Origin of the sequence: Microbacterium horticulturae (assembly GCF_029094505.1) — a bacterium.
Taxonomy (GTDB): Bacteria; Actinomycetota; Actinomycetes; order Actinomycetales; family Microbacteriaceae; genus Microbacterium; species Microbacterium horticulturae.
In genome coordinates this window covers 1,962,668-1,989,013 of record NZ_CP119108.1, presented here as the reverse complement: position 1 = coordinate 1,989,013, position 26,346 = coordinate 1,962,668, and the positions used below count along the sequence as shown (strand labels likewise).

The 26,346-nt window shown below is 70.2% G+C and carries 22 protein-coding genes; 12 read left to right on the top strand and 10 right to left on the bottom strand.

Annotation, left to right across the window (positions count from 1 at the left end; genetic code table 11):
* Positions 1–26: 26 nt before the first annotated feature.
* From PU630_RS09585 to PU630_RS09575, 3 genes are all read left to right on the top strand, one after another.
* Complete coding sequence (locus PU630_RS09585) at positions 27–407, top strand: twin-arginine translocase TatA/TatE family subunit (protein ID WP_275276853.1); 381 nt, start codon at positions 27–29, stop codon at positions 405–407.
* 163 nt (positions 408–570) lie between these two features.
* Positions 571–1,020, top strand: a complete 450-nt coding sequence (locus PU630_RS09580; protein WP_275276852.1) for a hypothetical protein — start codon at positions 571–573, stop codon at positions 1,018–1,020.
* Positions 1,021–1,060: 40 nt separating this feature from the next.
* The gene (locus tag PU630_RS09575; protein WP_275276851.1) at positions 1,061–1,261 is read left to right on the top strand and encodes a hypothetical protein; all 201 of its coding nucleotides are present in this window, start codon (positions 1,061–1,063) and stop codon (positions 1,259–1,261) included.
* A gap of 10 nt (positions 1,262–1,271) precedes the next feature.
* On the opposite strand, the gene PU630_RS09570 is transcribed toward PU630_RS09575, so the two are convergent.
* The 3 genes from PU630_RS09570 to PU630_RS09560 are packed head-to-tail and all read right to left on the bottom strand — an operon-like array spanning position 1,272 to position 4,245.
* Positions 1,272–2,438 carry an Mrp/NBP35 family ATP-binding protein gene (locus PU630_RS09570; protein WP_275276850.1) on the bottom strand — a complete coding sequence of 389 codons (1,167 nt, stop codon included), beginning with the start codon at positions 2,436–2,438 and terminating at the stop codon, positions 1,272–1,274.
* Positions 2,435–2,956: a DUF1003 domain-containing protein gene (locus PU630_RS09565; RefSeq protein WP_275276849.1), complete on the bottom strand. Its 522-nt coding sequence runs from the start codon at positions 2,954–2,956 to the stop codon at positions 2,435–2,437. Before PU630_RS09565 ends, PU630_RS09570 begins: the two co-directional genes overlap by 4 nt.
* On the bottom strand, positions 2,956–4,245 hold the full coding sequence (locus PU630_RS09560) for a magnesium transporter (RefSeq protein WP_275276848.1): 1,290 nt from the start codon (positions 4,243–4,245) through the stop codon (positions 2,956–2,958). The genes PU630_RS09565 and PU630_RS09560 overlap by 1 nt, the downstream gene beginning before the upstream one ends.
* Positions 4,246–4,320: 75 nt before the next feature.
* Here PU630_RS09560 and PU630_RS17395 point away from each other — a divergent pair, with 75 nt between their 5' ends.
* The gene (locus PU630_RS17395; protein ID WP_343075862.1) at positions 4,321–5,268 is read left to right on the top strand and encodes a YflT domain-containing protein; all 948 of its coding nucleotides are present in this window, start codon (positions 4,321–4,323) and stop codon (positions 5,266–5,268) included.
* The gene (locus PU630_RS09550; RefSeq protein WP_275276847.1) at positions 5,237–5,923 is read left to right on the top strand and encodes an alpha/beta hydrolase family protein; all 687 of its coding nucleotides are present in this window, start codon (positions 5,237–5,239) and stop codon (positions 5,921–5,923) included. The genes PU630_RS17395 and PU630_RS09550 overlap by 32 nt, the downstream gene beginning before the upstream one ends.
* Before the next feature lie 15 nt (positions 5,924–5,938).
* On the opposite strand, the gene PU630_RS09545 is transcribed toward PU630_RS09550, so the two are convergent.
* Both PU630_RS09545 and PU630_RS09540 read right to left on the bottom strand, forming a co-directional pair.
* Entirely contained in the window at positions 5,939–7,348 is a 1,410-nt protein-coding gene (locus PU630_RS09545) for an aminopeptidase P family protein (RefSeq protein ID WP_275276846.1), read from the bottom strand.
* Positions 7,349–7,389: 41 nt separating this feature from the next.
* Positions 7,390–8,409, bottom strand: coding sequence for an endonuclease/exonuclease/phosphatase family protein (locus tag PU630_RS09540; RefSeq protein ID WP_275276845.1), 1,020 nt, complete (start codon positions 8,407–8,409; stop codon positions 7,390–7,392).
* 63 nt (positions 8,410–8,472) lie between these two features.
* Here PU630_RS09540 and PU630_RS09535 point away from each other — a divergent pair, with 63 nt between their 5' ends.
* Entirely contained in the window at positions 8,473–9,333 is an 861-nt protein-coding gene (locus PU630_RS09535; RefSeq protein ID WP_275276844.1) for a PHP domain-containing protein, read from the top strand.
* Positions 9,334–9,369: 36 nt separating this feature from the next.
* Here the strand turns inward: PU630_RS09535 and PU630_RS09530 are convergent, their stop codons facing one another.
* Positions 9,370–10,869, bottom strand: a complete 1,500-nt coding sequence (locus tag PU630_RS09530; RefSeq protein WP_275276843.1) for a DEAD/DEAH box helicase — start codon at positions 10,867–10,869, stop codon at positions 9,370–9,372.
* 183 nt (positions 10,870–11,052) lie between these two features.
* Between PU630_RS09530 and PU630_RS09525 the strand changes: the two genes are divergently transcribed.
* Positions 11,053–11,766 carry a ferritin-like fold-containing protein gene (locus PU630_RS09525; protein ID WP_275276842.1) on the top strand — a complete coding sequence of 238 codons (714 nt, stop codon included), beginning with the start codon at positions 11,053–11,055 and terminating at the stop codon, positions 11,764–11,766.
* A gap of 103 nt (positions 11,767–11,869) precedes the next feature.
* Here PU630_RS09525 and PU630_RS09520 read toward each other — a convergent pair whose 3' ends face one another.
* Both PU630_RS09520 and PU630_RS09515 read right to left on the bottom strand, forming a co-directional pair.
* The gene (locus tag PU630_RS09520; RefSeq protein WP_275276841.1) at positions 11,870–12,160 is read right to left on the bottom strand and encodes a hypothetical protein; all 291 of its coding nucleotides are present in this window, start codon (positions 12,158–12,160) and stop codon (positions 11,870–11,872) included.
* Positions 12,160–12,384, bottom strand: a complete 225-nt coding sequence (locus tag PU630_RS09515; RefSeq protein WP_275276840.1) for a DUF3107 domain-containing protein — start codon at positions 12,382–12,384, stop codon at positions 12,160–12,162. The genes PU630_RS09520 and PU630_RS09515 overlap by 1 nt, the downstream gene beginning before the upstream one ends.
* Before the next feature lie 136 nt (positions 12,385–12,520).
* Here PU630_RS09515 and PU630_RS09510 point away from each other — a divergent pair, with 136 nt between their 5' ends.
* Together PU630_RS09510 and PU630_RS09505 are read left to right on the top strand one after the other, a co-directional pair.
* Positions 12,521–15,661 carry an ATP-dependent helicase gene (locus PU630_RS09510; protein ID WP_275276839.1) on the top strand — a complete coding sequence of 1,047 codons (3,141 nt, stop codon included), beginning with the start codon at positions 12,521–12,523 and terminating at the stop codon, positions 15,659–15,661.
* Entirely contained in the window at positions 15,658–18,930 is a 3,273-nt protein-coding gene (locus PU630_RS09505) for an ATP-dependent DNA helicase (RefSeq protein ID WP_275276838.1), read from the top strand. The genes PU630_RS09510 and PU630_RS09505 overlap by 4 nt, the downstream gene beginning before the upstream one ends.
* Here PU630_RS09505 and PU630_RS09500 read toward each other — a convergent pair whose 3' ends face one another.
* Positions 18,931–20,139, bottom strand: a complete 1,209-nt coding sequence (locus tag PU630_RS09500) for a phosphotransferase (RefSeq protein ID WP_275276837.1) — start codon at positions 20,137–20,139, stop codon at positions 18,931–18,933.
* 62 nt (positions 20,140–20,201) lie between these two features.
* Here PU630_RS09500 and nudC point away from each other — a divergent pair, with 62 nt between their 5' ends.
* Together nudC and PU630_RS09490 are read left to right on the top strand one after the other, a co-directional pair.
* Positions 20,202–21,146, top strand: coding sequence for an NAD(+) diphosphatase (gene nudC / locus PU630_RS09495; protein ID WP_275276836.1), 945 nt, complete (start codon positions 20,202–20,204; stop codon positions 21,144–21,146).
* Positions 21,143–22,906: an ATP-dependent helicase gene (locus PU630_RS09490; protein WP_275276835.1), complete on the top strand. Its 1,764-nt coding sequence runs from the start codon at positions 21,143–21,145 to the stop codon at positions 22,904–22,906. The genes nudC and PU630_RS09490 overlap by 4 nt, the downstream gene beginning before the upstream one ends.
* Before the next feature lie 745 nt (positions 22,907–23,651).
* Here the strand turns inward: PU630_RS09490 and PU630_RS09485 are convergent.
* A complete protein-coding gene (locus PU630_RS09485; RefSeq protein ID WP_275276834.1) occupies positions 23,652–25,067 on the bottom strand; it encodes a zinc-dependent metalloprotease in 1,416 nt (471 codons plus the stop codon).
* 123 nt (positions 25,068–25,190) lie between these two features.
* Here PU630_RS09485 and PU630_RS09480 point away from each other — a divergent pair, with 123 nt between their 5' ends.
* A complete protein-coding gene (locus tag PU630_RS09480; protein ID WP_275276833.1) occupies positions 25,191–26,315 on the top strand; it encodes a YlbL family protein in 1,125 nt (374 codons plus the stop codon).
* Positions 26,316–26,346: the final 31 nt, after the last annotated feature.

Sequence of the window (26,346 nt, the reverse complement as noted above, 5' to 3'; positions counted from 1 at the left end):
ACGGGCGCGGCGGGTAATCTGAAGTCATGATCTTCGGGCTCACCTTCGAGAAGCTGCTGGTGATCGGTGTGATCGCCGCGCTGCTGCTCGGGCCCGACCGTCTTCCCAAATATGCGGAGCTGCTCGCGCGCGCCGTCAAGCGCGGTCGTGTGCTGCTGGGTACGGCCAAGGACCGCATGCAGGATGAGCTCGGCGACGATGTCGACTGGCGGACGCTCGATCCGCGTCAGTATGACCCGCGCCGCATCATCCGCGAGGCGCTTCTCGACGACGCGCCGGTGTCGCCCGCGGCCGCTGCGGCCGCGGCTTCGTCTGCTGCCTCGGCTGCTGCTGCGTCAGCGCCGCGTCCCGTGCCCGAGACCTTCCGTCCGGGTGTCGCTCCGCCGTTCGACTCCGAGGCCACCTGACCCGGTCATCGAAGCGGCCTTCGTTGCGTGCTCCGAAGCGGCTCTCATCGGTTGTTCCGAAGCGGCTGTCAGCGGTTCCTCCACAGGCGCCCCCCAACGGGATCTTCTCCACAGATTGCCCCCGCGGCGGTTTTCCGTCGTTCACTGTCGGGATGCTGGGGTGATGACAGATGACACTCTCGCGGCCGATCATGATGCGCCGCTGACCGACGACATTTTGCTGGCCGATCGCATCGGAATGCTTCTGGCGCACGCGATACGCCGTCAGTTCTGGATGCTGTTCCTCACCGACCAGGATGTTCTGGCACCGGCCGTGATGCCGTGCACCGACCTGCCGGAAGACCCGACGCAGATCACCGTCACCGAGGATCTCGGCGCCGTGGGCAACGCTGAGCTCCTCGCGACGCGTGTGGCGCAGATCATGGAAGCGTATGACCTCGCGCAGGCCGTCTTCGTCTGGGAGCGACGCGGTGGTCCGCGGGTGGGTGACGAGGAGCGCCGATGGGCGCAGGAGCTGGCGTCGGCATGTGCCCGGGTTGGCGCGCGTGTGCGGGCGCAGTTCATCTTGCATGATCGGGGACTGCGTGTGCTCGCGCCCGACGACTACCTGTGACGATGTCGCGGCCGACATGTGTGCCTCAGACATGTGTACATTGACCGGAGCGGTCGCCATCATCGCGCCGATCCTCGATATGGTCTACCGGTCGACCGATGCCGGCAACTTCGACGACGCGCGGCTCATGGGCCTCGGGACCGGGATCAGCTTAGTCGCCATCGGCACCATCGCCTTCGTGGCCGAACTGCGCAAGAAGGGCGGCCGCGCACAGAGCGGGGCTGTCGTGCTGTCTCGCTGAGCCGAATGTCTCAGGCGCGCGTCGTGGCGCCGGCCGGCTCGCCGGTGTGCCCGATGTTCTGTGCGCCGCGGCGTCGCGGCGCGAGTTCATCGATGCGCTGCGCGAGGCTTGCAAGAGCGCGGGATGCCGCGTCCTCAGGGTCCGCGAGCACTGCCGGCGTTCCGGCATCCCCATCCTGACGAAGCACGGGGCTCAGCGGGATCGAGCCGAGCACAGGCACATGCTCGTCATCGGTGCTCAGTGCGTCTGCAACGGCCTGTCCGCCGCCGGAGCCGAAGAGATCGAGTACGGTTCCATCGGGCAGCGGCATCGCCGCCATGTTCTCGATCACACCGAGCACATGCTGCCCGGTCTGCCGCGCGACGAGCCCACTGCGCACAGCGACATCGGCCGCGGCGGGTTGCGGCGTGGTGACGACGACGACATCCGCCTGAGGGAGCAGTTGACCGACCGTGATGGCGATGTCACCGGTCCCGGGAGGCATGTCCAGGAGCAGCACGTCGATGTCGTCGAAGTGCACGTCGTTGAGGAACTGCTGCACCGTGCGGTGCAGCAGCGGGCCCCGCCAGGCGACGGCCTGACCTTCGCTTCCGCCGCGCAGGAACATGCCGATCGAGATCGTCTTCACGTCGTGAGCGACCGGGGGCAGGATCATGTCGTCGATCTTTGTCGGGTTCGGCATGGCCCCCGTCGCGTCGACAAGACCCATGAGCCCCGGGATCGAGAACCCGTGCACATCAAGGTCGGCGAGGCCCACCTTGCGTCCCCGTGCCGCGAGCGCGACGGCGAGGTTCGCGGTGAGCGTGGACTTGCCGACCCCGCCCTTGCCGCTGGTGACTGCGATCACCCGCGTGCGCGAGCGCTTTCCGAACCGCTCTCCGCGCTGGCCGCGCGCCCCGCGAAGCCGCTCAACGAGCGCCGCGCGTTCGACCGGATCCATCGTGCCGACGGTCACTTCGACCGCGTTCACCCCGGCGACTGATGCGGCGGCGGTCCCGACATCCCTCTCGATCTTCTGTGCCATCGGGCAACCGACCACGGTCAGCACGATCGATACGTGCGCCGTGCCGGCGTCGTCGACGGTGATCTCACGCACCATGTCCATATCGTCGATCGGCCGGCGCAACTCCGGATCGACCACCGCACCGACCGCCGCACGTACCTCGTCGGCGATCATGACGCTGAGCCGGCGGTGTCCGCCGGCTCGTCAGGCTCGAGGGCCGCCTTCAGCTCCTGGCGGAGCGCGTCGCGCGTCATCACCTGCTCGGTGAGCTCGCTCAGCGCCAGGCGAAGGGCCACGATCTCACGTGCCAGGTACTCGGTGTCGGCGAGATTGCGTTCCGCGCGCTGTCGGTCCTGCTCGATCTGCACGCGGTCGCGGTCGTCCTGGCGGTTCTGCGCCAGCAGGATCAGGGGGGCGGCGTACGAGGCCTGCAGCGACAGGACGAGGGTCAGCACCGTGAAGCCATACGTCTGCGAGTCGAACCGAAGCTTGTCCGGCATGAGCGTGTTCCACGCGATCCAGGCGACGCAGAAGACCGTCAGGAGCGCGAGGAACGTGGGCGTCCCCATGGCGCGCGCCACCCACTCGGTGAAGCGGCCGAATCGGTCACGCGAAGGTTGCGCGGGCCGCGCCCGCATTCCCGTGCGTCCGCGGGGCGCGTCGAGGCCGACGCGGTTCGTCATGCGGGCCATCAGCGCCTCCTCGGGATACTCGCGGTCGTGGTGGGAACGGGCTCGACGGTGTCTTCACCGTCCTGAGATCGCCAGTCCTCGGGCAGCAGATAGTCGAGCACGTCGTCGACGCTGACTGCTCCCACGAGGCGATGGGCCGGATCGACCACCGGCATCGACACGAGGTTGTAGCTGGCCAGCAGACGGGCGACCTCGGCGGCCGATGCGGTCACCGGAACCGGATCCACCGTGTCGTCGATGATCGCTCCCAGGCGTTCGTGCGGGGGATAGCGCAACATGCGCTGGAAGTGCACCGTACCCAGCAGGCGCCCGGTGGGCGTCTCATACGGCGGCAGCGTGATGAACACGGCGGCCGCCAGCGCCGGGTGCAGCTCGTGTCGACGGATCAGCGCAAGGGCCTCGGCGACCGTGGCGTCGGCGGGCAGCACGATCGGCTCGCTCGTCATGAGACCGCCGGCGGTATCGGGACCGTACTTCAGCAGCTCGCGGACGTCATCGGCCTCTTCAGGCTCCATCAGCTCGAGGAGCTTCTCCAGTCGCGTCTCGGGCAGCTGCCCGAGCACGTCCGCGGCGTCGTCGGGCTCCATGGCGTCGAGGATGTCGGCGGCGCGCTCGTCGCCGAGCTGCTCGAGGATGTGCACCTGCTCGTCTTCGGGCATTTCCTCGAGGGCGTCGGCGAGGCGGTCGTCGGGCAGCTCCTCGGCCACCTCGAGCAGGCGCTCGTCGGGCAGGTCGAGCAGCGTGTTCGCCAGATCCGCGGGCTTCAGCTCGGAGTAGGTGGCGACCAGCTGCTCGGCCGACTGCGCCTCTCCCGGATTCTGCTGCTCGCGCACGTCGCTCCACTCGGCGAACGTGGTGGGGCCCTTGGCGAAGGGAGAGGCCGAGGTCTTCGGCTTGCGGAGGAACAGCTGACCCACGCTCCACATGCCCAGGCGGTCCTGCTCGATCGCGACGTCCTCGATCACGGCATGCCCCGAACCGTCGCGGAAATACACCTTGCGGCCCAGTAGCTCGACCATCACACGCACCTCGCCACCGCGCTGCTTGAAGCGGCGGACGTTGATCAGTCCGGTGGTGATGACCTGCCCCGTGGCGATCGAGGTGACGCGTCCGATGGACAGGAAGACATTGCGGCGCCCGGGGATCTCGACCACGAGCCCGATGACGCGCGGCGGGTCGTCTTTTCGATAGATGACGACGACGTCGCGGACACGTCCGACCCGGTCGCCCGCGGGGTCGAAGACCGTGCAGCCGGCCAGCCGCGCGACGAAAACCCTCTGCGTACTCACGCTCTCAGCGTAGCCGTCCGGGGCATCCCGATCCGGGAATACGTCAGACGGGCGTGACAAGATGGAGGGGTGAGTATGCCGGGGATGGGCCGAGGACGTGGCGAAGTCGGCGAGACCGTCGCGAGCTTTCCGACGTATGAGGGCGCGCAGAAGGCCGTTTCGTCGCTCGTGGAGTCGGATGTGCCCGCGCGTGACATCGCCATCGTCGGCAACGGCCTGCGCTCTGTGGAACGTGTGACCGGCAAACTCGGCTACGCCACCGCGGCGCGCCAGGGCGCCATCAACGGCTTGCTGCTCGGGCTCTTCTTCTCGGCGATCTTCGTGCTCGGAAACAGCGCCGTGAACCTCTCCGTGTTCATCGGCGTGCTGTTCGTCGGCGTCGCGCTCGGCATGCTTCTGAGCATCGGCGGCTACGCGATCGTGCGTCGCCGCCGCGACTTCGCCTCGGTGACGCAGGTCATCGCCGACCATTACGAGGTGACGGTGCTCCCGACGAGCATCCACCGCGCCCGTGAGGTCCTGGGTGGGCAAGCGGCGGCAGCGACCCCGCCCCGCCCGCCATCACAGCCGTCCGGCCCTCCGCAGTTCGGTCAGCGCACGCAGGAGCCGCCTCGATACGGGCAACGCGCCGAGACGCCCCCTCAGCACGGTCAGCGGGCGACGCCGCCGCTTCCGCAGTTCGGTCAGCGCGTCGACGAGCCGCCGCGGTTCGGCCAGCGGGTCAACGCCGAAGCCGACGGCGCGACGGCACCGGCAGCGGATGCGGCAGAGGTCGAGACGGCGAAGGCCCAAGAGACCGAAACGCGTGCGGATGCACAGCGTGCGGATGCACAGCGTGCGGACGCGCCGACGCCGGACACACAGCGCCCGGACGCACCGCCGGCGGATGCGCCGGAGAATGATGTGGATGCCGCGGCCGATCGCGGGGCGGAGACGGACACGCCGTCGGATGACGCCCCGTCGCGCGAGGGCGACGACACGCCCGCAGACGATGAGGACACCCATCACGACGACCGTGCGTGAGGGTTCCGTCGCGGTCCTATTGCCGGCAGGCGTCGTCGACGTCGACACCGCCACGCATGAGCCTGCTGACGCCACATGGGCGACGATCCTGCTCACCCACGGCGCCGGAACGCGCTTCGACCACCCGTTCCTGATCGGGTTCGCCGAGACCGTGGCAGCCGCGGGCGTCCGGTGCATCCGCTTCAATCTGCCGTATGCACAGGCCGGGCGTCGCGTGCCCGGTTCGCCGGCGCAGGCGATCGCGGCGTGGGAAGCGGTGCGGGATGCCGCACCCGTCGACGCGCCCGTGTTCGCCGCCGGCCGCTCCTATGGTGGGCGCATGGCCTCGATGGCCGCAGCCGAGGGACGGCTCGAGGTCGCGGGTCTCATCTACCTGGGTTATCCGCTGCATCCGCCCGGAAAGCCGGAGAAGCTGCGGGCCGAGCACCTGCCGCGCATCGCGGCGCCGCAGCTGTTCGTGTCGGGCACCCGCGACCCGTTCGTGGATCCGCACGAGCAGCTCGAACGGGCCGTGGCATCCTGCCCCCGTGCCGAGCTCCGCTGGATCACCGACGGCGGGCACGGCTTCGAGGTCGCGCGGCACTGCCGCCCGGCCGATCAGATCGGCCTCGACATCGCGGCGACCGCCGTGGAGTGGATGCGCGGCCTGGCGTGACCGCGTGCGCTGGCTTCAGCCGCGCAGGCGCGCGACCCAGGCCTCGACCTCGTCGGCGGTCCGGGGGAGTGCGGCCGAGAGGTTCTCAACCCCGGTCTCGGTGACGAGGACGTCGTCCTCGATGCGCACACCGATGCCGCGGTATTCGGCGGGTACCGTCTCATCGTCGATCTGGAAGTACAGACCGGGCTCGATCGTGAACACCATGCCCGGCTCGAGCACGCCGTCGTAGTACATCTCGCGGCGGGCCTGCGCGCAGTCATGCACGTCGATGCCGAGGTGATGGCTGGTGCCGTGGACCATGTAGCGACGGTGCTGCCCGCCGCGATCGGCGTCGAGCGCCTCGTCGGCGGTCACCGGCAACAGTCCCCACTCGGCAGCGCGCTTCGCGATGACTCCCATGGCGGTCTCGTGCACCGTCCGGAAGGTGACGCCCGGCTTCGCGGCGGCGAACGCCGCGTCGGCGGCCTCGCGCACCGTCTCGTAGACCGTGCGCTGGATGTCGGTGAAGGTGCCCGACACGGGAATGGTGCGGGTGATATCGGCGGTGTAGAGGCTGTCGACCTCCGCACCCGCGTCGACCAGGATGAGGTCGCCCGGCACCACGGCGCCGTCGTTGCGGGTCCAGTGCAGGTAGCACGCGTGAGGACCTGCGGCCGCGATGGTGTCGTAGCCTTCCCAGTTGCCGTCGCTGCGCGCACGGCGGTGGAACACGCCCTCGACGATCCGCTCGCCGCGCGGGTGCGCGACGGCGGCGTCGAGCTCGCGGATGATGTCGTCGAACCCGTCGGCGGTGACCTTGACGGCCAGGCGCATCTGCGCAAGCTCGTACTCGTCCTTGACGAGTCGCAGCTCGGAGACGGCGCGGGTGAGTGCGGCGTCCTCTTCCACGACGAGATCGTCGTCCGCGGCCTCGAAAGTGTCGATGTGCGCGATGTCGAGGCCGAGGTCGGCGGCGACGCCCTCGGCCGACGGACGGGGGCCGATCCAGAACTCGCCCACCGTGGCATCCCCGTAGAACTCCGTCGTCGTGCGGTCGGCACGTTCGCGGAAGTAGAGGGTGGCGGTGTGGCCGTCGTCGGCGGGGTCGAGGACGAGCACCGACCCCGGCTCGCTGTCGGCGGCCCAGCCCGTGAGGTGCGTGAACGCGGAGTGGGCGCGGAAGGGGTAGTCGGTGTCGTTGCTGCGTTGCTTGAGCTCGCCCGCCGGGATCACGAGACGCTTGCCGGGGAACTGCGCCGACAGCTTCGCGCGCCGGGCTGCCGCGAACGGCGCCTGGTCGCGCGCCGGTCCCGCGATGTCGGTGCGAGCGGCCCATCCGGTGGAGATCGTGTCGAGGAAGCCCTGGGGGAACGGCTGCTTGCGGTTCTGCGTCGCGTCGGCTGCCGTCTCGGTGGCGGTGCTGGTGTCGCCTGTGCTGCTCATGTCTCCAGTCTCGCACGGGCGCCTGTGCGCCTGCCCCGCGGTCAGCCGGCGGGATCGAGCTGCACGACGACGGGGCGATGGTCGCTTCCGCTGCCGTCGAGCGAGGTGAGCACCACCGACCCGACCGGCACCCACTTGTCGGTCGCCATCACATGGTCGATCGGGGCGCCCAGCAGTGCCGGCACGCCGGACGGCCAGGTGCCGATGCCACCCGAACCGGTCTGCGCGGCGGCATCGCGGCAGCGGCCCATGTTTCCGCCTTCCACGCCGAGAGCGGACATGTGGTCGAGCGTCGCATTGAAGTCTCCGGCCAGGATGACGTCGTCGGCCGCGCACTGGTCGGCAATCCAGCGCAGGTCACTTGTCCAACTGGCGATGTACGACTGCCGAGGGGCCACCGCGTGGGCGGCGACGATGATCGGGCCTGTGCCGTCCACGGGCATCGCGACCACTGACGGGACGGTGGACGTGTTCGTCGTCCCTTCCGACGTCGAGTCGACCACGGCATAGTCGCCCAGCGCGGGCGAGATGAGCACCGTGGTCGAGCCTGAATCCCACTCGTTCGCCGTGTAGCGCTTGTTGTATGCCCACATGCGGTGTCCGAGCTTGCGCATCGTCACGGCCACCTGCTCACCGGTCTCGATCGTGGTCTCCGGCAGTGTGACGATGTCGGCCTGCATTGCGACGGCGGTGCGTGCGATGGTCTCGGGGTCGGTCGCGGCCCCCGCGGTGTTCCAGGTCATGACCCGCAGGCTGCCGTCGGCCTTGGCGGGGAGAGCGTCCCCGCTCACCCCGCGCGTGTAGACGATCGCCGCATTCGCCGCGCCGGCCAGCAAGGCGATGAGGGCGATGGATGCCGCGAACGCCCGCAGCGGACGGACCAGCATCACCAGCAGCATGAGTAGAACGAGGGCCGCGAACCCGAGCACGACGACGCCGCGGAAAGCCACTGCCTGTGCGATCGGCCAGGTGCGCTCCACGTGGAAGAACTGCGGCCAGGTCAGGATCGCGGCCCCGATGGCGCAGAGCACCGTCACCAGGATCCCGAGAAGGCGAAGCACGTTGCGACTCTAAGGCAGATGGCTGTGAGATCGGCGGATGAGCACTCGCGCTAATCTCGGATCATGGGCGCCCACAGGTTCCGAGGCCCGAGTGATCTGCACCTTCATTCCGAGCGGTCCGACGGCACGCAGTCACCCGCCGATGTCATGCGCGCTGCGCGCGAGCACGGGGTGCGCACGGCGGCGCTGACCGACCACGACACGACGGCCGGGTGGGCGGATGCCGCAGCCGCGGCCCGCGCGCTGCAGATGACCTTCATGCCGGGCATGGAGATGTCCACACGTCATCACGGCCGTAGCGTGCACCTGCTCGCCTACCTGTTCGACCCCGAGGACGCAGCCCTGCGGGCCGAGATCGATCGCGTCCGCTCGTCGCGACGGGACCGCGCCCGGACCATGACCGACCGGATAGGGCGCGACTACGACCTCACCTGGGCGGACGTGCTCGCCCAGACGGGAGAAGAGGCGACGATCGGCAGACCGCACATCGCGGATGCCCTCATCGCAAAAGAGCACGTCCGTGACCGCACCGAGGCGTTCGCCGGAATTCTCAACCCGCGCCGCGAGTACTACGTTGCCCTCTACTCGCCCGACCCGGTGAACGCCGTACGGCTGGTCGTGGGAGCCGGAGGTGTGCCGATCATCGCGCATCCCGCCAGTCGCGGGGGTGTGCCGTCAGATGACGTGCTGGCGGCGATGCTCGAGGCCGGCCTGGCCGGTTTCGAGCTCGATCACCGTGAGAACCACGCGGAGGGCGTGCGCCACCTCGCCCGTCTTGTGGCCGAGCGCGACCTGATCGTGACCGGCTCGAGCGACTACCACGGCGCCGGCAAGCCGAATCTGCCCGGTGAGCACACGACCGATGACGAGATGGTGCAGCGCATCATCGAGCGCTCCAGCGGAACTGAGCCCGTCTACGGCTGATGCCCGCCCCGCGGACGGGACGGGCATCACGCAGGCTCAGGCGCCGGGCGTCGGCGAGCCTGTGCCGGAGCGGCGCCGGCGACGGCGCCGACGGGCAGCAGCCGGCTTGCCGTCGTGGTGCTCTTTGCCCGCACCGTCGTGCGTTCCCGCACCCTCGGCCGGTGTCTCGTCCTCGGCTGCGGCGGGACCCGCGGAGTCGTCGGTGCCCTCGGTGAACGTGGCGCCGACGGTCTCCTGCTGACCGGCACGGCGCCGGCGACGGCGACGCTTCGTTCCGCCCTCACCCTCATCTGCGGCATCCACCGCCCGAGCGGGCGTCTTCTGGGTCTTCACCGACTGCGTGCGGGGAGCCGTCGCGATGCGGCCCTTGGTGCCTTCGGGGATGTCGAGTTCGTCATACAAGTGCGGGCTCGACGAGTACGTCTCGACGGGCTCGGGCTTGCCGAAGTCGAGCGCGCGGTTGATGAGCGCCCACTTGTGCAGGTCTTCCCAGTCGACGAAGGTCACGGCGATGCCGGTCTTGCCGGCGCGCCCGGTGCGGCCCACGCGGTGCAGATAGGACTTCTCGTCATCGGGGATCGTGTGGTTGATCACGTGCGTGACGTCGTCGACGTCGATGCCGCGGGCGGCGACGTCGGTGGCGATGAGCACGTCCTTCTTGCCGGCCTTGAACGCGCCCATCGAGCGCTCGCGGGCTTCCTGGCTCATGTCGCCGTGGACGGCGCCCGCGTTGAAGCCGCGGTCGCTCAACTCGTCGACGAGCTTCTGCGCCGCACGCTTGGTGCGGGTGAAGATGACGGTCTTTCCGCGGCCCTCAGCCTGCAGGATGCGCGCGATGACCTCATCCTTGTCGAGCGCATGCGTGCGGTAGACGAGGTGGCGGATATTCGCCTGCGCGATGCCCTCGTCGGGGTCGGAGGCGCGGATGTGGATCGGGCTCGACATGAACCGGCGGGCCAGGGCCACGATCGGACCCGGCATGGTCGCCGAGAACAGCTGCGTGTGCCGGATGGCCGGCACCTTCTGGAAGATCTTCTCGATGTCGGGAAGGAACCCGAGGTCGAGCATCTTGTCGGCCTCATCGAGGACGACCTCGTGGGCGTTCGACAGGTCCAGAAGACGCTGACCGGCGAGGTCGATGAGACGGCCGGGCGTGCCCACGACGATCTGGGCACCCGCGCGCAGCTGTTCGATCTGTCCCTCGTACGCCTTGCCGCCGTAGATGGCGACCACGCTCGTGGGGCGGTTGGAGGTGAGCATGTCGATGTCTTCGTACACCTGCACGGCCAGCTCGCGGGTGGGTACCACGATCAGCGCCTTGACCCCCGGCTCGGGGTCGAGCCCGAGGCGCTGGACCACCGGAATGCCGAACCCGAAGGTCTTGCCGGTGCCGGTCTTGGCCTGTCCGATGATGTCCTGCCCGGGCAGGCTCAGCGGAATGGTCTGTTCCTGGATGGGGAAGGAGTCGTTGATGCCGCGCGCGGAGAGCGCCTCGACGATGTCCTGATCGACGCCGAGGTCGGCGAAAGTCGTCACGATATGTATGCCTGTCTGATGTCAGGGCGGTGTGAAACCGCCACGCGAAGAGGTCCACGCCCTTTCGTCGTCAGCCAGGCGCGGGGGTCCCGATCCGTCGCCGGGACGCGCACCAGTCTACCCGGGCGGGTCTGTGCCCTCCCCGGACGCGCCGACGCAGGCCGGGGCCGTAGGCTGTATCGCGTGTTCGGGTGGTTCAAGAGACGGCGGCCTGCGGGTCGTGTCCTGCGGCTGCGCTCGCGGGATGAGCTGGGTGAGGGCATCCGCGTCGCGTTCGAGACGCTCGCGCCCGACGTCGACACGTTCCTCGGCCAGGCCGCATACCTGCAGCTCGGCTTCTTCGAGACGCTCAGCGAGCTGATCGCCACCACTCCCGACCTCGCGCACAAGGAGGCACTGTCGAAGGCGGCCGGCGCCGCACTGACCAAGCATCGGGAGATCGTCGCCGTCATCCGGGAGCGGGAAGGCGACCCGACCGCGCTCATGCTGCCGTTCCGTGAGCAGCTGGACGCGTTCCGAGCCGCGACGCACGGCGTGCGCCGGCACGAGACGATGCTCTCGGTGCACATCACCGCCGGCATGCTCGACGACTTCTACGACGCGCTGTCGCACAGCTACGGCGAGACGGGGTCGCGCGTCGCGCGGATCCTGCAGGCCGACGACGACCGGCAGGCTATTGTGGACCTCGTGGCCGAGGCGGCGGCCGACGACGACGAGCTGCGCTCGCTGCTGGCGATGTGGGGACGGCGCCTCGTGGGCGACACGATCCTCATCGCGCGCAGCGCACTGAGGGAGCGGATGCTGGATGCCGCCGCCACCGAACAGGTGGAGCCGGTGTTCACCGAACTGCTCGCCGGGCACGCGCGCCGCATGCAGGCGATGGGGTTCACGGCCTGAGCGGTCGACACCGCGAACAGAACGACACACCGCGAGCAGAACGATTCAGCACCCGCGGCGCGAACGGCTGCAGACGCGCCGATCTACGCTCCGTGGCCCGCGCTCAGGCGATGCCGAGCTGCTCGCGCCGGCGCTGATCGTGCGCGGCGCGAAGCTTCGCGAGGAGGGGAAGCAGCACGGACACCACGACGATGGGCGCGCCCAGCGACGCGATCCACAGCCAGGCATTCGTCGCCTCGAGCCCCGTCCAGGTGAGGGCCGCCCACACTCCGGCGCCGACGACCGCGCCCACCATGGGGCCGAGGGCGGCTCCCCGTGAGTCGCGCGCGCCCACGGTGAAGTGCGCGAGCGCGCCGACCGCCCCACCGAAGATGAGAGCGAGGACGATCTGCATCAGGCGACGAACCCGACCTTGCGGACGTCTTCGGTGCCGAGCTCGACGTAGGCGATCCCGGCGGTGGGGATGATGTACGAGTTGCCCTTGGCGTCGCTGAGCGTGACCTGCGTGGCACCGGAGTCCAGCGCCTGCGTGACGGCGGTGCGCACGGCATCCGCAGTCTCGTCGGTCTCGAAGTTCAGCTCACGTCCGGTGTTCACGATGCCAATGCGGATCTCCACGGATCACTGCCTTTCCATGCCGTGCGGGTACGTCATGACTCTACGGCAGGTTCTCAGGCGACGTCGGTCTGCGGCGCACGCTGTGGGCGAACGGGCGCGCGCCGGGTGTCGGCGGCTCGCGCTACCGTGGCAGACGATGGACAGCACCACCCGAACGCCGCGCACCGCGGCATCCACCCCCGTCCTCGATGCCGCCCAGCGCGCGGCGCTCGACATTCCGCCGGAGGCCTGTGGCACGGTCGTGGGCGCGCCCGGCACGGGTAAGACGACCACGCTCGTGGCTCGTGTCGAGGCGCTCGTGCGCGCGGGCGTGTCGCCCGACGAGATCGCGGTGCTGACCCCGACCCGCCCCAGCGCCACCGCGTTGCGCGATCGTCTCGGCCTCGCGGTCGGGCGCGCGACCTCCGGGGCTCTCGCGCACTCGGTCGCTTCTTTCGCGTTCCGCATCGTGCGCGCCGTCGAGGTGCACGCCGGCAACGAGCCGCCGCGGCTGCTCACCGGCGGCGACGAAGACCAGATCATTCAGGACCTGCTCGATGGGGACGCGCTGGATGAGGCAGAGGGGCACGGCCGCTGGCCTGCCTGGCTGACGCCCGAGGTGCGTGCGACGAAGGGCTTCCGTGGTGAGGTCCGCGCGTTCCTGGCGGAGTGCACGACCCTCGGGATCGAGCCGCGCCCGCTGCGAGTGCTCGGCGAGCGCTTCGAGCTCGACGCGTGGCGGGCGGCGTCCTCGTTCTTCGTGGAGTACCTGCAGGTGCGGGCCGACATGCGCGGTGCGCATCGTGATGCGGCGGGCCTCGTACGTGAGGCGGTGGGTTTCGTGCGCACCGGCGCGGGCGATGCCGTGCTGCCCAGAGTGCTCCTCGTGGACGATGCGCAAGAGCTCACCCTGGGCGGGGTCGAACTGCTGGAGGCCTGCCGCGGGCGAGGCGCCGCGGTCCTCGCCTTCGGCGACCCCGATGTCGGCACCGGAGCCTTCCGCGGAGCGACACCGGAGAATTTCGCGCGGCTTCAGGCGGCTCTCGGTCCCGTGCACACGCTCGACGCCCCGCACCGCACGACCGCCTTTCAGACCGATCTGGCCCGAAGAGTGATCGCCCACATCGGCACCGCCGCGGGTGCTTCCCACCGGCGTCCACCGGTCGGGGCGACCGATGACGGCTCGGTGCAGGCCATGCTCGTCCGGTCGGTCGCTGAGGAGTACGACGTGATCGCCCGGGTGCTGCGCGAGCGTCACGTGCGCGACGGGGTCGCCTGGTCGTCGTGTGCCGTCATCGCACACGACACACGCCAGGTCGCCGCGCTGGAGGCCGAACTCTCGGCGCGCGAAGTGCCCTCGCGTGCCGCCGGTCCCGGCAAGGCCCTGGGCGCGCTGCGACCCGTGCAGGATCTGCTGCGCGTGGTCGCGCTGGCTGCCACCGACATCGAGGACTGGACGGCGGATGTCGTCTCCGACGCGCTGCTGGGCGCGGCGTGCGGGCTCGACCCGGTGCAGCTGCGCAGGCTGCGCACCGCCCTTCGACATGAAGAGCTGCGGGCCGGCGGCGAGCGGGGCGGTCGTGAACTGCTGTTGTCGGCGGTGCGTCACCCGATCGAGTTCGACCTCGTCGACATGCGCGAGGCGCGGCAGGCAGGCCGGTTCGCCCGCACCGTGGCGCGTGTGCGCTCTCAGCTGGCAGAGGGTGCGACCGCACATGAGCTGCTCTGGACGGTGTGGGACGGAGCGGGTCTCGAGCGCGCCTGGGGGCGCGCTGCTCGCGGCACCGGTCCGGTCGCGGAGCAGGCCGGGCGCGACCTGGACGCTGTCGTCGCGCTGTTCCAGGCCGCGAAGCGCTTCGGAGAGCGGGGGGATGCCGCAGCCGAGAACCCCTTGACGTTCGTCCGGGGCATTCTCGACAGTGACGTGGCAGAAGACCGGCTCGAGGCGACGGGTGGGGCGGACACGGTGGCCGTGCTCACGCCTGCTGCCGCACTCGGGGTGGAATACGACACGGTGGTGGTCGCGGGCGTGCAGGACGGCGTGTGGCCCAACACGCGTCTGCGCGGCAGTCTGCTCGACACCTGGCGCCTCGGCGACGCGGTGCGGCGCGCTGCCGACGATGCGGGCGCCCCGGATGTCTTCGACCGGCGGCGTCAGGCCATGCACGATGAGCTGCGCCTGTTCGCGCGTGCGATCACCCGGGCACGTGCGCACCTGCTGGTGACCGCCGTCGACGATGACGACACCGGACCCAGCGTCTTCTTCGAGCTCCTCCCCGAACCGACCCCGCCCGGGCGACTCGCGGAGCATCCGATGTCGTTGCGCGGACTGGTCGCCAGGCACCGTCGGACGTTGACGGACCCCCGCGCGGCACGCAATGCGCAGCGTCGGGTCCACGCGGCGGGCCAGCTCGCACTGCTGGCGGCGGCGGGTGTTGCGGGTGCGGACCCCGCCGAGTGGTACGGGATGGTCGATCCCAGCTCGACGGCTCCGCTGCGGGACCTGCAGACCGAAGACGTGCGCGTCTCGCCGTCGCGACTCGCGGCGCTGGAGACGTGCGCCCTCGACTGGGTGATCGCAGACCTCGGCGGCGACGCCGGCGGGATGACCGCAGGTCTGGGGACGATCATCCATGCGGCGCTCGAGCACGCCGAGGGGGCCGATGAGCAGCAGCTCTGGGAGCTCGTCGAGCATCGCTGGGGCGAGCTGGACTTCGAGGCGCCATGGCTCGACCGTGCCACCCGGCAGCAGGCGCGCGACATGGTGCGGCGTCTCGCACTGTATCTGCGCCGATTCGAAGAGGCGGGCGGCCGGCTGCTCGACGCGGAGCCGCACTTCGAGGTTCCTCTCCCGATCGACGGCGATGCGCCGCACGGTGCGGTGCTCAGCGGGTACATCGACCGTGTGGAGGTCGACGCCTCCGGGCGGGTCGTGATCGTGGATCTGAAGACCGGCAAGAACGAGCCCCAGAAGGACGAGAAGGTCATCGACAATCCGCAGCTCGCCGCCTATCAGCTCGCCTTCGAGCAGGGCGTGATCGCCGGCACCGAGGGGTATCGGCCGGGCGGTGCGAAGCTGCTGGTGCTGCGCCCGAGCGCGACCGGCAAGGACTATGCCGAGCCGACACAACCGCCCTTCGATGAGGTGCGTCGCGAGCTGTTCGAACAGCGCATCCACGCCGCCGTCGACGTCATGCGGGCGACGAGGTTCGACGCGCCGGTGGAAGAGCACTGTCGTGCCGACCACAGCTACGGGCTGTGCGGCATCCACACCATTCCGGCGGTGAGCGCATCGTGACCGAAGCGATCCTCTCGCCGCAGGTGATCGCGGCGGCGCTGGGCCAGTTTCCCCCCACCGACGAGCAGGTCGAGGTGATCTCGTCGCCGTTGCAGCCGGCGCTGGTGGTCGCGGGCGCCGGGAGCGGAAAGACCGAGACGATGGCCGCCCGCGTCGTATGGCTGGTGGCGAACCGCATCGTGCGCCGCGACCAGGTCCTCGGCCTCACCTTCACCCGCAAGGCCGCGGGCGAGCTGGCCGAGCGCATCCAGCGCAGGCTGGCGCGCCTAGCGGAGTTCGAGCAGCACGGGTTGCTCGCGCACCTTCCGGCACTCCACGCGGCGGGGGAGCTCGACGTGTTCGCACGGCTCGAGCGCGGCGGGGAGCCCGACCGGGCGCGGCGCGCGCAGATGGCGTTGCTGGCCGAGAGAGTCGGGGCGGCCGCGGCATCCGATGACGGCGAGAGCCTGCTGCATCGGCCTACCGTGGCCACCTACAACAGCTTCGCCGACAGCATCGTGCGCGAGAACGCCGTGCGGATCGGACGCGATCCCGAGGCGGCCGTGATGAGCGAGTCGGCGGCATGGCTGCGGATGCGGCGGGTCGTCCTCGACAGCGACGACGACCGGCTGGAGGGCATCGACCGGGCCGTCCGCACGATCATCGACGCAGCGCTGCGGATAGCGCGCGACGGTGTCGACAATCTCGTGGACCTCGACCTTCTGGAGGCGTTTCCCGCACAGTTCCGGCACATTCTCGAGCTCCCCTCCGAGAACAGGCGGACCGTTGTGCACGGTGACGTGCGCAAAGTGTGCACGAACGTCGACGCGCTCGAGGTTCTCGTGGGACTCGCACGCGAATACGCCGTGCAGAAGCGGCGGATCGGCGTGATCGACTTCTCCGACCAGGTCGCCGGCGCGCTGCAGGTGATCGAGTCGCACCCGGTGGTGGCCGCCGAGTTGCGCGACCGCTACCGCGTCGTGCTGCTGGATGAGTATCAAGACACCTCGGTCGCCCAGACCCGGCTGCTGTCGGGGCTGTTCGCAGGCACCACGGTGATGGCCGTCGGCGACCCGCATCAGGCCATCTACGGGTGGCGCGGTGCCAGCGCCGGCAACCTCGGCGACTTCGCGACCGCCTTCGCGCGCGAGACCGACTGCGGGCGGTACTCGCTGATGACGAGCTGGCGCAACAGCTCCGACGTGCTCACCGCCGCCTCGGCCGTGCTCGCCCCGCTTGCGACATCCAGCCCCGTCGAGGTGGGGGCGCTGCGACCGCGACCGGGCGCCTCTTCGGGCCGGGTGGAGATCGCGGTGGCCGCGGACGTCGACGCTGAAGCCGCGCGTGTGGCGGAGTGGTTCGAGAGCGTGCGCGACGAGCGCGCGCGTGCAGGACAAGGCACCACCGGGGCGGTGCTGCTGCGCAGCAAGAAGCACATGGAGCGGTTCGCGGACGCCCTCGGGGCCCGCGGCATCCCGCACCGCATCCTGGGTCTCGGTGGCCTGCTGTCCACGCCGGAAGTCGTCGACGTGGTCAGTGCGCTGCGGGTGATCAGCGATCCGCGGGCGGGTTCGGCGCTGATCAGGCTGCTGGCGGGGCCCCGGTGGGCGCTCGGTCTTGCAGACCTGCGCGCTCTCGCGCAGCTTGCACGCCGGATCACGGAACACGACGCCGCGCTGCAACGACTGACACCGGACGTCGCCCAACGGGTACGGTCTTCGTCGGGTGATGACCAGGGCTCGCTCATCGACGCACTGGATTTCGTGCTGCGCGTGAAGGACGACCACGGCTGGTTGAGCGGATTCACCCCGGCCGCCCGCGAGCGTCTGCGCGATGCTGCCGCTGTGTTCGCGGGCTTGCGACGCGCGGCGGGAGCACCCATCGGTGAACTGGTACGTCTCATCGAGCTCGAACTGCGTCTTGACATCGAATTGGCCGCGAACGAGACACGGGGTCCTGCGCGGATCGCATCCGCACAGTTGCGCGCGTTCGTCGACGAGGTACAGGCGTTCCTGTCGGCCGACGACTCCGGTTCGTTGCCCTCGCTCCTCGCGTGGCTTGACCACGCGGAAGAGCTCGACGAGTTCGCGCCGCGTACCGAGCCGCCCGAAGACGATGTCGTCCAGTTGCTCACCATCCACGGGTCGAAGGGGCTGGAGTGGGACGCGGTGGCCGTCGTACGCATGGTAGAGGACGAGCTGCCCACTGCCTCCCGGGACAGCGGCGGCTGGCTGGGTTTCGGTGTTCTGCCATACGACTTCCGTGGCGACGCGGCATGGCTGCCGACGCTCGCCTGGCGCGGCGCGCAGACGCAGCAGGAGATGGTGAAGGCGATCAAGGAGTTCCGGCAGGCGAACGTGAGCCGCCAGGTCGACGAGGACCGGCGGCTCGCCTACGTCGCCGTCACGCGGGCACGCGATCACCTGCTCCTGTCCGGGTCGCCGTGGGGCGGGCAGACCATGCCGCGCGGTCACAGCCCGTTCCTCATCGAGATCGCGAAGGCGCTGGATGTTGCGCTACCGGGCGGCGAAGCGGGCGAGAACCCGTTCGAGGGGCGACGGCGTCTGCTGCAGTGGCCGATGGATGCGCTCGGCGAACGGCGGGAGCGCGTCGAGGAGGCGGCGGCCGCCGTGCGTGTCGCGCAGCGCTCGGCGCCGGCGGTGGCCGACGACGACCTCTCCCTGCTGCTCGCCGAGCGAGCGGCGCGCGCCCGGCCGGCGGGCGGGTCCGCGCCGGTGCGCATCCCCGCGTCGCGATACAAGGACTTCGTCGCCGACTACGCCGGCACGGTCGCCGCGATCAGCCGGCCGATGCCCGAACGTCCGTACCGGCAGACGCGCCTGGGGACGTTGTTCCATGCGTGGGTGGAGCGCCGGTCGGGGTTGGTGGGCGTGTCGGGCTCGCTCGACGACGCGCTGTGGGAGACGGATGCCGCGGCCGATGCGGACACGGCGGCGCTGCGTTCGCTGCAGGGCGCGTTCGACCGTTCGGAGTGGGCGCAGCTTGCGCCGATCGAAGTGGAGACGGAGATCGACTTTCCGTTCGACGATCTCGACGGCACCCCACACCTCGCGATCTGCAAGCTCGACGCGGTATACCGCCGCGGTGATCGCTACGAGATCGTCGACTGGAAGACCGGCGCTCCGCCTCGCAACGACACCGAGCGCCAGGCTCGACTCCTGCAACTGGAGCTGTACCGCCGCGCCTACCATGCCAAGCACGGCATTCCGCTCGATCAGATCGACGTCACCCTCTTCTATGTCGCGCACGATCTGATCGTGCGCGGCTGATCAGGACGACGCCCAGCGGCGCAGTGCGGCGTCGGCCGCGGCATCCGTCTCGTTCTCCGCTTCGTTGCGTGTCGAGGTCCAGTCGTCCAGCTGCAGCGGTGCGGTCGCGTTCGCGTCTTCGGGGTCGACGGCGGCGTGCTCGGGCGCGAGTTCATCGGTGAAGAACGACGTCTCATCGAGGTCGTATGCATCCGTCTGCATGGAGGTGTCGACAGCGGCGGCCGCACCCGGGACCCGGCCGATGAGGGCGATGGCGTCGTCGACGTCCAGGTCGTCTTCGGCGAGCAGGTCGTCATCGACCACCGTGTCGGCGAGAGAGGTGAGCAGGGCGACGGCGTCGTCGAGGATCTCTTCGTCACCCGAGTCCCGCCCGTGGACGAGCCATTTCGCGAACTCGAGTTCGGCGTACAGCCTCGAGCGCGTGCGCAGCGCGGCGTCGGGCGTGCGCACGGACGCCTGAGCATACGCGCCCAGCACGTCCTCGGACGCATCGGGAGCCGACGACAGCCATCGCAGGTCCACGGCGGGATCGCCCACCCCCAGCCCCTGCCACGCGAGCAGCCCGGTGACCGCCGGCACGCCGTCGCGGTCTTCGATGAGGAACGCGTCGGCGGTTATTCCGCCGAGCGTGAGCGTCGACTCGAACCGCCACAGACGGTCTTCAGCCAAGGCGCGACTCCACCGCGACAGCAACGACACCGGCACGCGGTGGACGGTGGCGACGCGGTCGAGCAAGCGCGAGACATCGTCGCGCACCTGCGAAGCGGTCAGCTGCGGCAGCCCCGCCCCGCGGGCGATGGACTCGGGCAATGCATGCACGGCCGCGATGGCGGCGCCGATCGACGTCGCGGCGCCGCGGCCGGCGGGCACATGCGAGGCGTCGACTCGGTAGCCGTCGAGGAAGTCCACCACGATCGCCGTCCACCCGCCCTGCGCGGCGCGGCCGTGCAGACGCGGCGCCCGGAACGGCAGCAGACTGCGCACCCCGTCGGTGAGGGCGGCCAGCGCACGCGCCTCGGCACCGAGCTCGGCGGACGTCTCGGCGTCGGTCGCAGCCCGCACGACGACGCGGCTGCCATCGCCCAGAGTGGCGTACGCCGAATCGAAGCGCCCGGCAGCGTTCTCGCTGAGAATGCGCACGTCGACGACGCTGGCCTCCCGCAGGGCTGAAGTCACTGTCGCCGCTAGAGTGAGAGGTGAGCGTGCCATGCCCCCAGGGTAGGTCGCGCAGGGCGACCGGGCGCGTCGCCACGCCCGGCACGGAGGTATCGATGAACGCACAGCACCGCGCCGCCACGCCGGCGGAAAAGGCCGTTCGATTCGACCGCAGCGCCGCGGAACGGGCTCGTCCGGAGTTGTTGGACGAGCTGCGAGGGGATGCTGCGACCCGCGTGCTCGTCGTGCGCGGCGACGCCGTCGAAGTCGTCGACGAGGCCGGCGCACGTCTGCGGTGGGCGCGGGCCGGCGAAGCGCCGCCCGACGCAGAGTGGGCGTTTCTCGGCCGCGCCGCCGATGGCGCCCCCGTGCTTCTGGCTCGTACCGGCGGCCGGGACCTGCCGCCGGGGGACTGGATGTCGCTGCGCACCGTCGGTGGCGACCTCGATGCCGTCGACGGAGATCTGCTGTCGACGGCCGTCAGCCTCGGCCGCTGGCTGCGTGACAGCGCGTTCTGCCCGCGCTGCGGCCACGCCTGCACGCTCGAGAACGCGGGGTGGTCGCGGCGCTGCCCGGAATGCGGGGTGGAGCACTTTCCGCGCACCGATCCCGCCGTGATAGTGGCCGTCACCAGCGACGCCGCACCGCAGCGGCTGCTGCTCGGCTCGAACGCCCTGTGGGGGCCGAATCGGTATTCGTGCTTCGCCGGCTTCGTGGAGGCGGGGGAGTCAGCCGAGGCCGCCGTCGAACGCGAACTCTTCGAAGAGGCCGGCATCCACGTGCGCGACGTGCAGTATCGCCGCTCCCAGCCCTGGCCGTACCCGAGGTCGCTCATGCTGGGGTTCCGTGCCCGCGCGGTTGACGACGCCGAGGCGCGGGCCGACGGTGACGAGATCGCGGCGTTGCGGTGGTTCACCCGCGCCGAGATCGGCGAGGCACTCGTACGTGGAGACGGCGCGACCCGCAGCGACGCGACGAGCCGCGACGACGAGCTGCTGCTGCCCCGGCGCGCGTCGATCGCGCACCGGCTCATCGCCGACTGGTACGCGGAGACCGCGTGAACGAGCGCGCACTGGAAGGACTCGACGACCGACAGCGCGAAGCGGCCTCGGCGCTGCGCGGCCCGGTCTGTGTGCTCGCGGGAGCGGGCACCGGCAAGACCCGGGTGATCATCCATCGGATCGCCCATGGCGTCGACACGGGCGCGTACACGCCGAATCGGGTCATGGCCGTGACCTTCACGACGAAGGCCGCCGGCGAGATGCGCGGTCGCCTGCGCGCGCTCGGCATCGGCGGCGTCGCCGCCCGCACCTTCCACGCGGCGGCGCTCTCTCAGCTGAACTTCTTCTGGCCGACGGTCGCCGGCGACAGCGCCCCCGCGATCGTCGACAACAAGGTGCGTCTGCTCGCCCACGCGGCCGACGGGATAGGCATGAGCCTCGACACCGCGACGCTGCGCGACGTGGCGACCCAGATCGAATGGCGCAAGATCACGATGCGCTCGATCGACGCCTACGCCGTGGCCCGACCCGGCGGGGTGGGGCGTCTGAGCCTGCAGCGCGTGGTCGACCTGCAGCGTGCGTACGAGAAGCTGAAAGATGAGCGCCGCCAGCTCGACTTCGAAGATGTGCTGCTCGCCTGCGCCGGGATGCTGGAGGCAGAGCCCCGCGTTGCGGCGGCGGTGCGCGAGCAGTACCGCCACTTCACGGTCGATGAATACCAGGACGTCTCACCGCTGCAGCAGCATCTCCTCCAGCTGTGGCTGGGCGAGCGTCGCGACATCTGCGTGGTCGGCGACGCCAGCCAGACCATCTACTCGTTCGCCGGCGCCGACGCGTCGCACCTGCTCGAGTTCGGCACCCGGTACCCGGACGCCCGTGTCGTGCGGCTCGAGACCAGCTACCGCAGCGAGGCGCCCATTCTCGACGTCGCCAACGAGCTCATGCGTGACCGGCCGGGTGCGCTGCGCCTGCATCCGGTTCGGGATGCCGCGACCGACGACGTGCCACGGCTGAGCGCATACGACGACGATGTCGCGGAGGCGCACGGCGTCGCGGTGGCGGTTGCCGCGCAGATCGCCGACGGGATCGATCCGCAGGCCATCGCCGTTCTCTATCGTTCCCATGCGCAGTCCGCCGAGCTGCTGCGCGCGCTGGCTGACGTGCAGGTACCCACGACCGTTCTCGGCGGGCGCCGCTTCTTCGACATGCCCGAGGTGCGGCAGGCTGTGCTGGCCCTGCGCGGGGCCTCCGTCGCGCCGCTGAACGGCGGATTCGTGGACACCGTCCGCGACGTGCTGCGCTCACTCGGGCTCACCGATGATCCACCGCCGGCGGGCGGCGCGCTGCGCGACGCGTGGGAAGCCCGGCGGGCCCTTCTTCGGCTGGCCGAAGAGGCTCCGGATGAGATGAGCCTGCGGGTGTTCACGGACGATCTGATGGCGCGGGCGAAGGATCAGCACGAGCCCACTCTGCGAACGGTGACGCTGGCGACCTTGCACGCCGCGAAGGGCCTCGAATGGGACCACGTGCACCTGGTCGGCATGAGCGAGGGCCTGCTGCCGATCTCGTATGCCACGACCTTCGAGCAGGTCGACGAGGAACGACGGCTCGCCTACGTGGGCATCACACGGGCGGCCCGGACACTGTCGTTGTCGTGGTCGCGCGGAAATCAGGGGCGCATGAACCGGACGCCGTCGAGATTCCTGCAGGAGATCGGCAACCGCACTCTGCGTGCGGTCGATGGGTCCACCAGCGCCGGCGCATCGACCGCGCGTCGACGGTCAGCGACCACGTCGCGTCCCCCCGCCCAGCGACGCTGAGCAGACGGGCCGCGACCAGTCCCGCTTCCACGGCCAGTCCCGGCACCAGGTCCGGGGCCGGGAGCGCGAGCAGCTGCCCCGCCAATGCCGGCCAGGCCGGATCGGCGTCGCGTCGGTCGGCCTCAATGCACAGCAGGCACGCCGTGCGTCCGGGATGCACGAGTGGGCCGACGGTGACCCGACGACCGTGCAGCACGATGGGCAGATGCGGCGCGTCGGCCTGCATCAGCGGACGCACCGCGGCCGGATCGATCACGTGGGCGGCGACGAGGACGGCGACGGCATCCACCGCCGGTTCATGCACCAGCTCCACCCCGGCCTCGCGGAGACCGCGCGCGATCTCGTGGGCGGCCGGGACCACCGTCGGACCGAGTGCGCGCACGGCGACGGGTGGCGCCGGGGCCGGTGCCGGCTGCTCCAAGGCCGGCGAGAGGGCCGCGACGAGCGACCGCGCGCGGTCGACGGTGCCGCCGAGCGCCGTCGCCACGGGGTCGAGTGCCGAGTCGGGCAGGCCGCGCTCGAGTTCTTGGATCATCCTCTCCTGCCAGCGGTCGGGATGATCGAGGACCGCCACCTTGTCGGGGCCGAACTGCAGGCTGTCGGGCGTCCGCCAGAGCGGAGGATGAGCGGGGTCGAGATGCAGCATCCCCCGATTGTGCGCCCGCCACGACCGCGGCGGGTCACTATCCACAGGCGGTGTCCGCGCGGTGGCGAGAACGCCCGCCTGTGGAGGAACCGATGAGCCTCAGACCGGTTGCGGTCCGTGCGGGGGGCGGTCGTCTTCGTCGGGGGAGTCGTCGGTCGGCGGTTCGCCCGACGGTGACTCGTCGGCCGACGGGTCCTCGCCGCGCAGGAGAGCCTCCAACGCCTCATCCATCTCGTCCTGCACGGGCTGGTCGCCGCGCGCACGCGCCTGCAGGCGGTCGATGAGGGCCCGGGGATCGTCGATGTCGTCGGCTGTCGGCATGAGATCGGGGTAATCCCACAGGGCGTCGCGCCCGCCGGGGCCGACGGCATCCGTCACCGCACGCCACATCGCCGCCGCCTCGCGCATCCGGCGCGGCCGCAGCTCAAGGCCGACGAGAGAACCGAGCGCCTTCTCGGCAGGGCCGCCCACGGCCCGACGCCGACGGACGGCCTCGGCGATCCGCACGGCCAATGGCAGCCGCGCCGTCGCATCGGCGGTGACGACCTCGACCCAGCCCTCCACGAGCGCCAACAGGTTCTCCAGTCGGGTCAGCGCGGCCGTCTGCGCCTCGGAGCGCTGCGGAAGCAGCGCACCGCTGGAGAGGGCGTCGCGCAGCTCGTCGGGATGCTCCGGGTCGAAGCGCGTGGCCAGCTCTTCAAGCGCGTCCATGTCGACGTGCACGCCGCGGGCGAACTCGGTGACCTGGCTGATCATATGCAAGCGCAGCCACTTCGCGTGCCGGAACAGGCGCGCGTGCGCGAGCTCGCGCGTGGCCAGGTAGAGGGCCAGCTGGTCTTCAGGTACCTCGAGGTCTCGGCCGAAGTCGGCGAAGTTCTGTGGGAGGATTGCGGCCTGGCCGGCGGGCATGACGGGGATGCCGACGTCGCCGCCGGAGACGACCTCGAGCGAGAGACGGCCGATGACCTGACCGAGCTGTGTGGCGAACAGGCTCCCGCCGATCGTGCGCATGACGCGCCCGGCACCGGCGATGGCCTGCTGCATGTCTTCCGGCGCCTGCGCGCTCATGGCCTCGGTCAGGGCGTCGGCGATGCTCGTAGCGACGGGCTCGGCCAGCTCCTGCCAGACGGGCATGGTGGCCTCGACCCAGCCGCCGCGGGTCAGCGCCCGAGGCGGTTCGCCGAGATCGGAGATCGTCGTCGCCTCGCCGAGCCACAGCATGGCCAGCGAGAACGCCTGGTCGAACTCTCCCCGCTGTCCGCTGGTGACGCCCAGATCGCTCTGGTTCGCGATGTGCAGGGCCTGGCGCTGGGCGACGTCCCAGGAGATGCCGCCGGCGGGCGCGCTGTTGAACGCCGCCTGCAGCTGACGCATGATGCTGTCCATCATCGCGGGGTCGACGCCCAGGGCGCGCAACTGCTCGAGCTGCTCGGGCGTCGGCCCGTCTGCTCCGCCGAGCAGCCTGCGCAGCATCTCTTGGAAGTCGTCTTCCGGCTCGCGGTCGTCGTCTGCCACTTCAGCCGCCTTTCAGCAGGGTCTGGGGGTGTGGTTCTACGCTAGTCGCACGGATCACGTCGATCCCCGGCCCTGCACGCGATGTCAGTACGCCGGTCGCGAACGAGAACAAAAGGGGCGCCGGTGACGCTGTTCGACGAGAACGTCTCCGTGGTGCCGGCCCCGCGCCGGCAACGCAGGCGTGGGGCGGTCGTGGGTGTGTGGGCCCTCACGATCGCGTTGGTGGTTCTGCTCATCCTCACCTTCCTTCCCACCGGATTCGTCATCCAGCGGCCTGGTCCGGTCTTCGACACGCTCGGCACGGCGCCGAACGCCGACGGCAAGCAGGTGCCGCTCATCTCGGTGGACGGCGCGACCACGTATCCGACCTCCGGCACGCTCGACATGCTCACCGTGCAGGCGGTCGGGAACCGCGAGCGCACCCCCTCGTGGTTGGAACTGGCCGGTGCCTGGTTCGACCCCGCGAAGGCGGTCCTGCCCATCGACGCGGTCTTCCCCGAGGGCGAGACCACCGAGCAGCGTGATCAGGAGTCGGCCGCGATGATGACCGACTCGCAGAAGGAAGCCACGGCCGCAGCCCTTCTGCATCTGGGGTACGACGTGCCGTCGAAGCTCACCGTCTACAGCCTCACCGACGACTCCGCGGCGCAGGGCGTGCTGCAGAAGGACGACGTCATCGTCGCCGCGAACGGCACCGAGATCACTGACATCACCACTCTGCGTGATGTCATAGCGAAGGCCGCCGGAGACCCGGTCACCCTGCAGATCGAGCGTGACGGCGCGGCGAAGACCGTGTCGGTCACCCCCAAGAAGGCGACCACGGACGGAAAGACCACCTGGCTCATCGGTGTCAGTCTGCTCACCGACTACGACTTCCCGATCGATGTGACCATCCAGCTGAACAACGTGGGCGGTCCCTCGGCGGGAATGATGTTCGCCCTGGGCATCATCGACACGCTCACGCCGGGCTACCTCAACGGCGGCAAGAACGTCGCCGGCACCGGCACTATCAACGCGGCCGGCGAGGTCGGGGCGATCGGCGGTATCCGGCAGAAGCTGTATGGGGCGAAGGATGCCGGGGCTCGGTACTTCATCGCGCCGAAGTCGAACTGCGACGAGGTCATCGGGCACGTCCCGACGGGCCTGCGGGTCTTCTCGGTGAGCACCCTCGACGACTCGCTGAAGGTTCTCCAGACGCTTCGCGACGGGGGAGACCTCGACGCGCTGCCCACATGCGGGCGATCCTGACGCTTTTCACCTGATACACACAGAGGCCCTC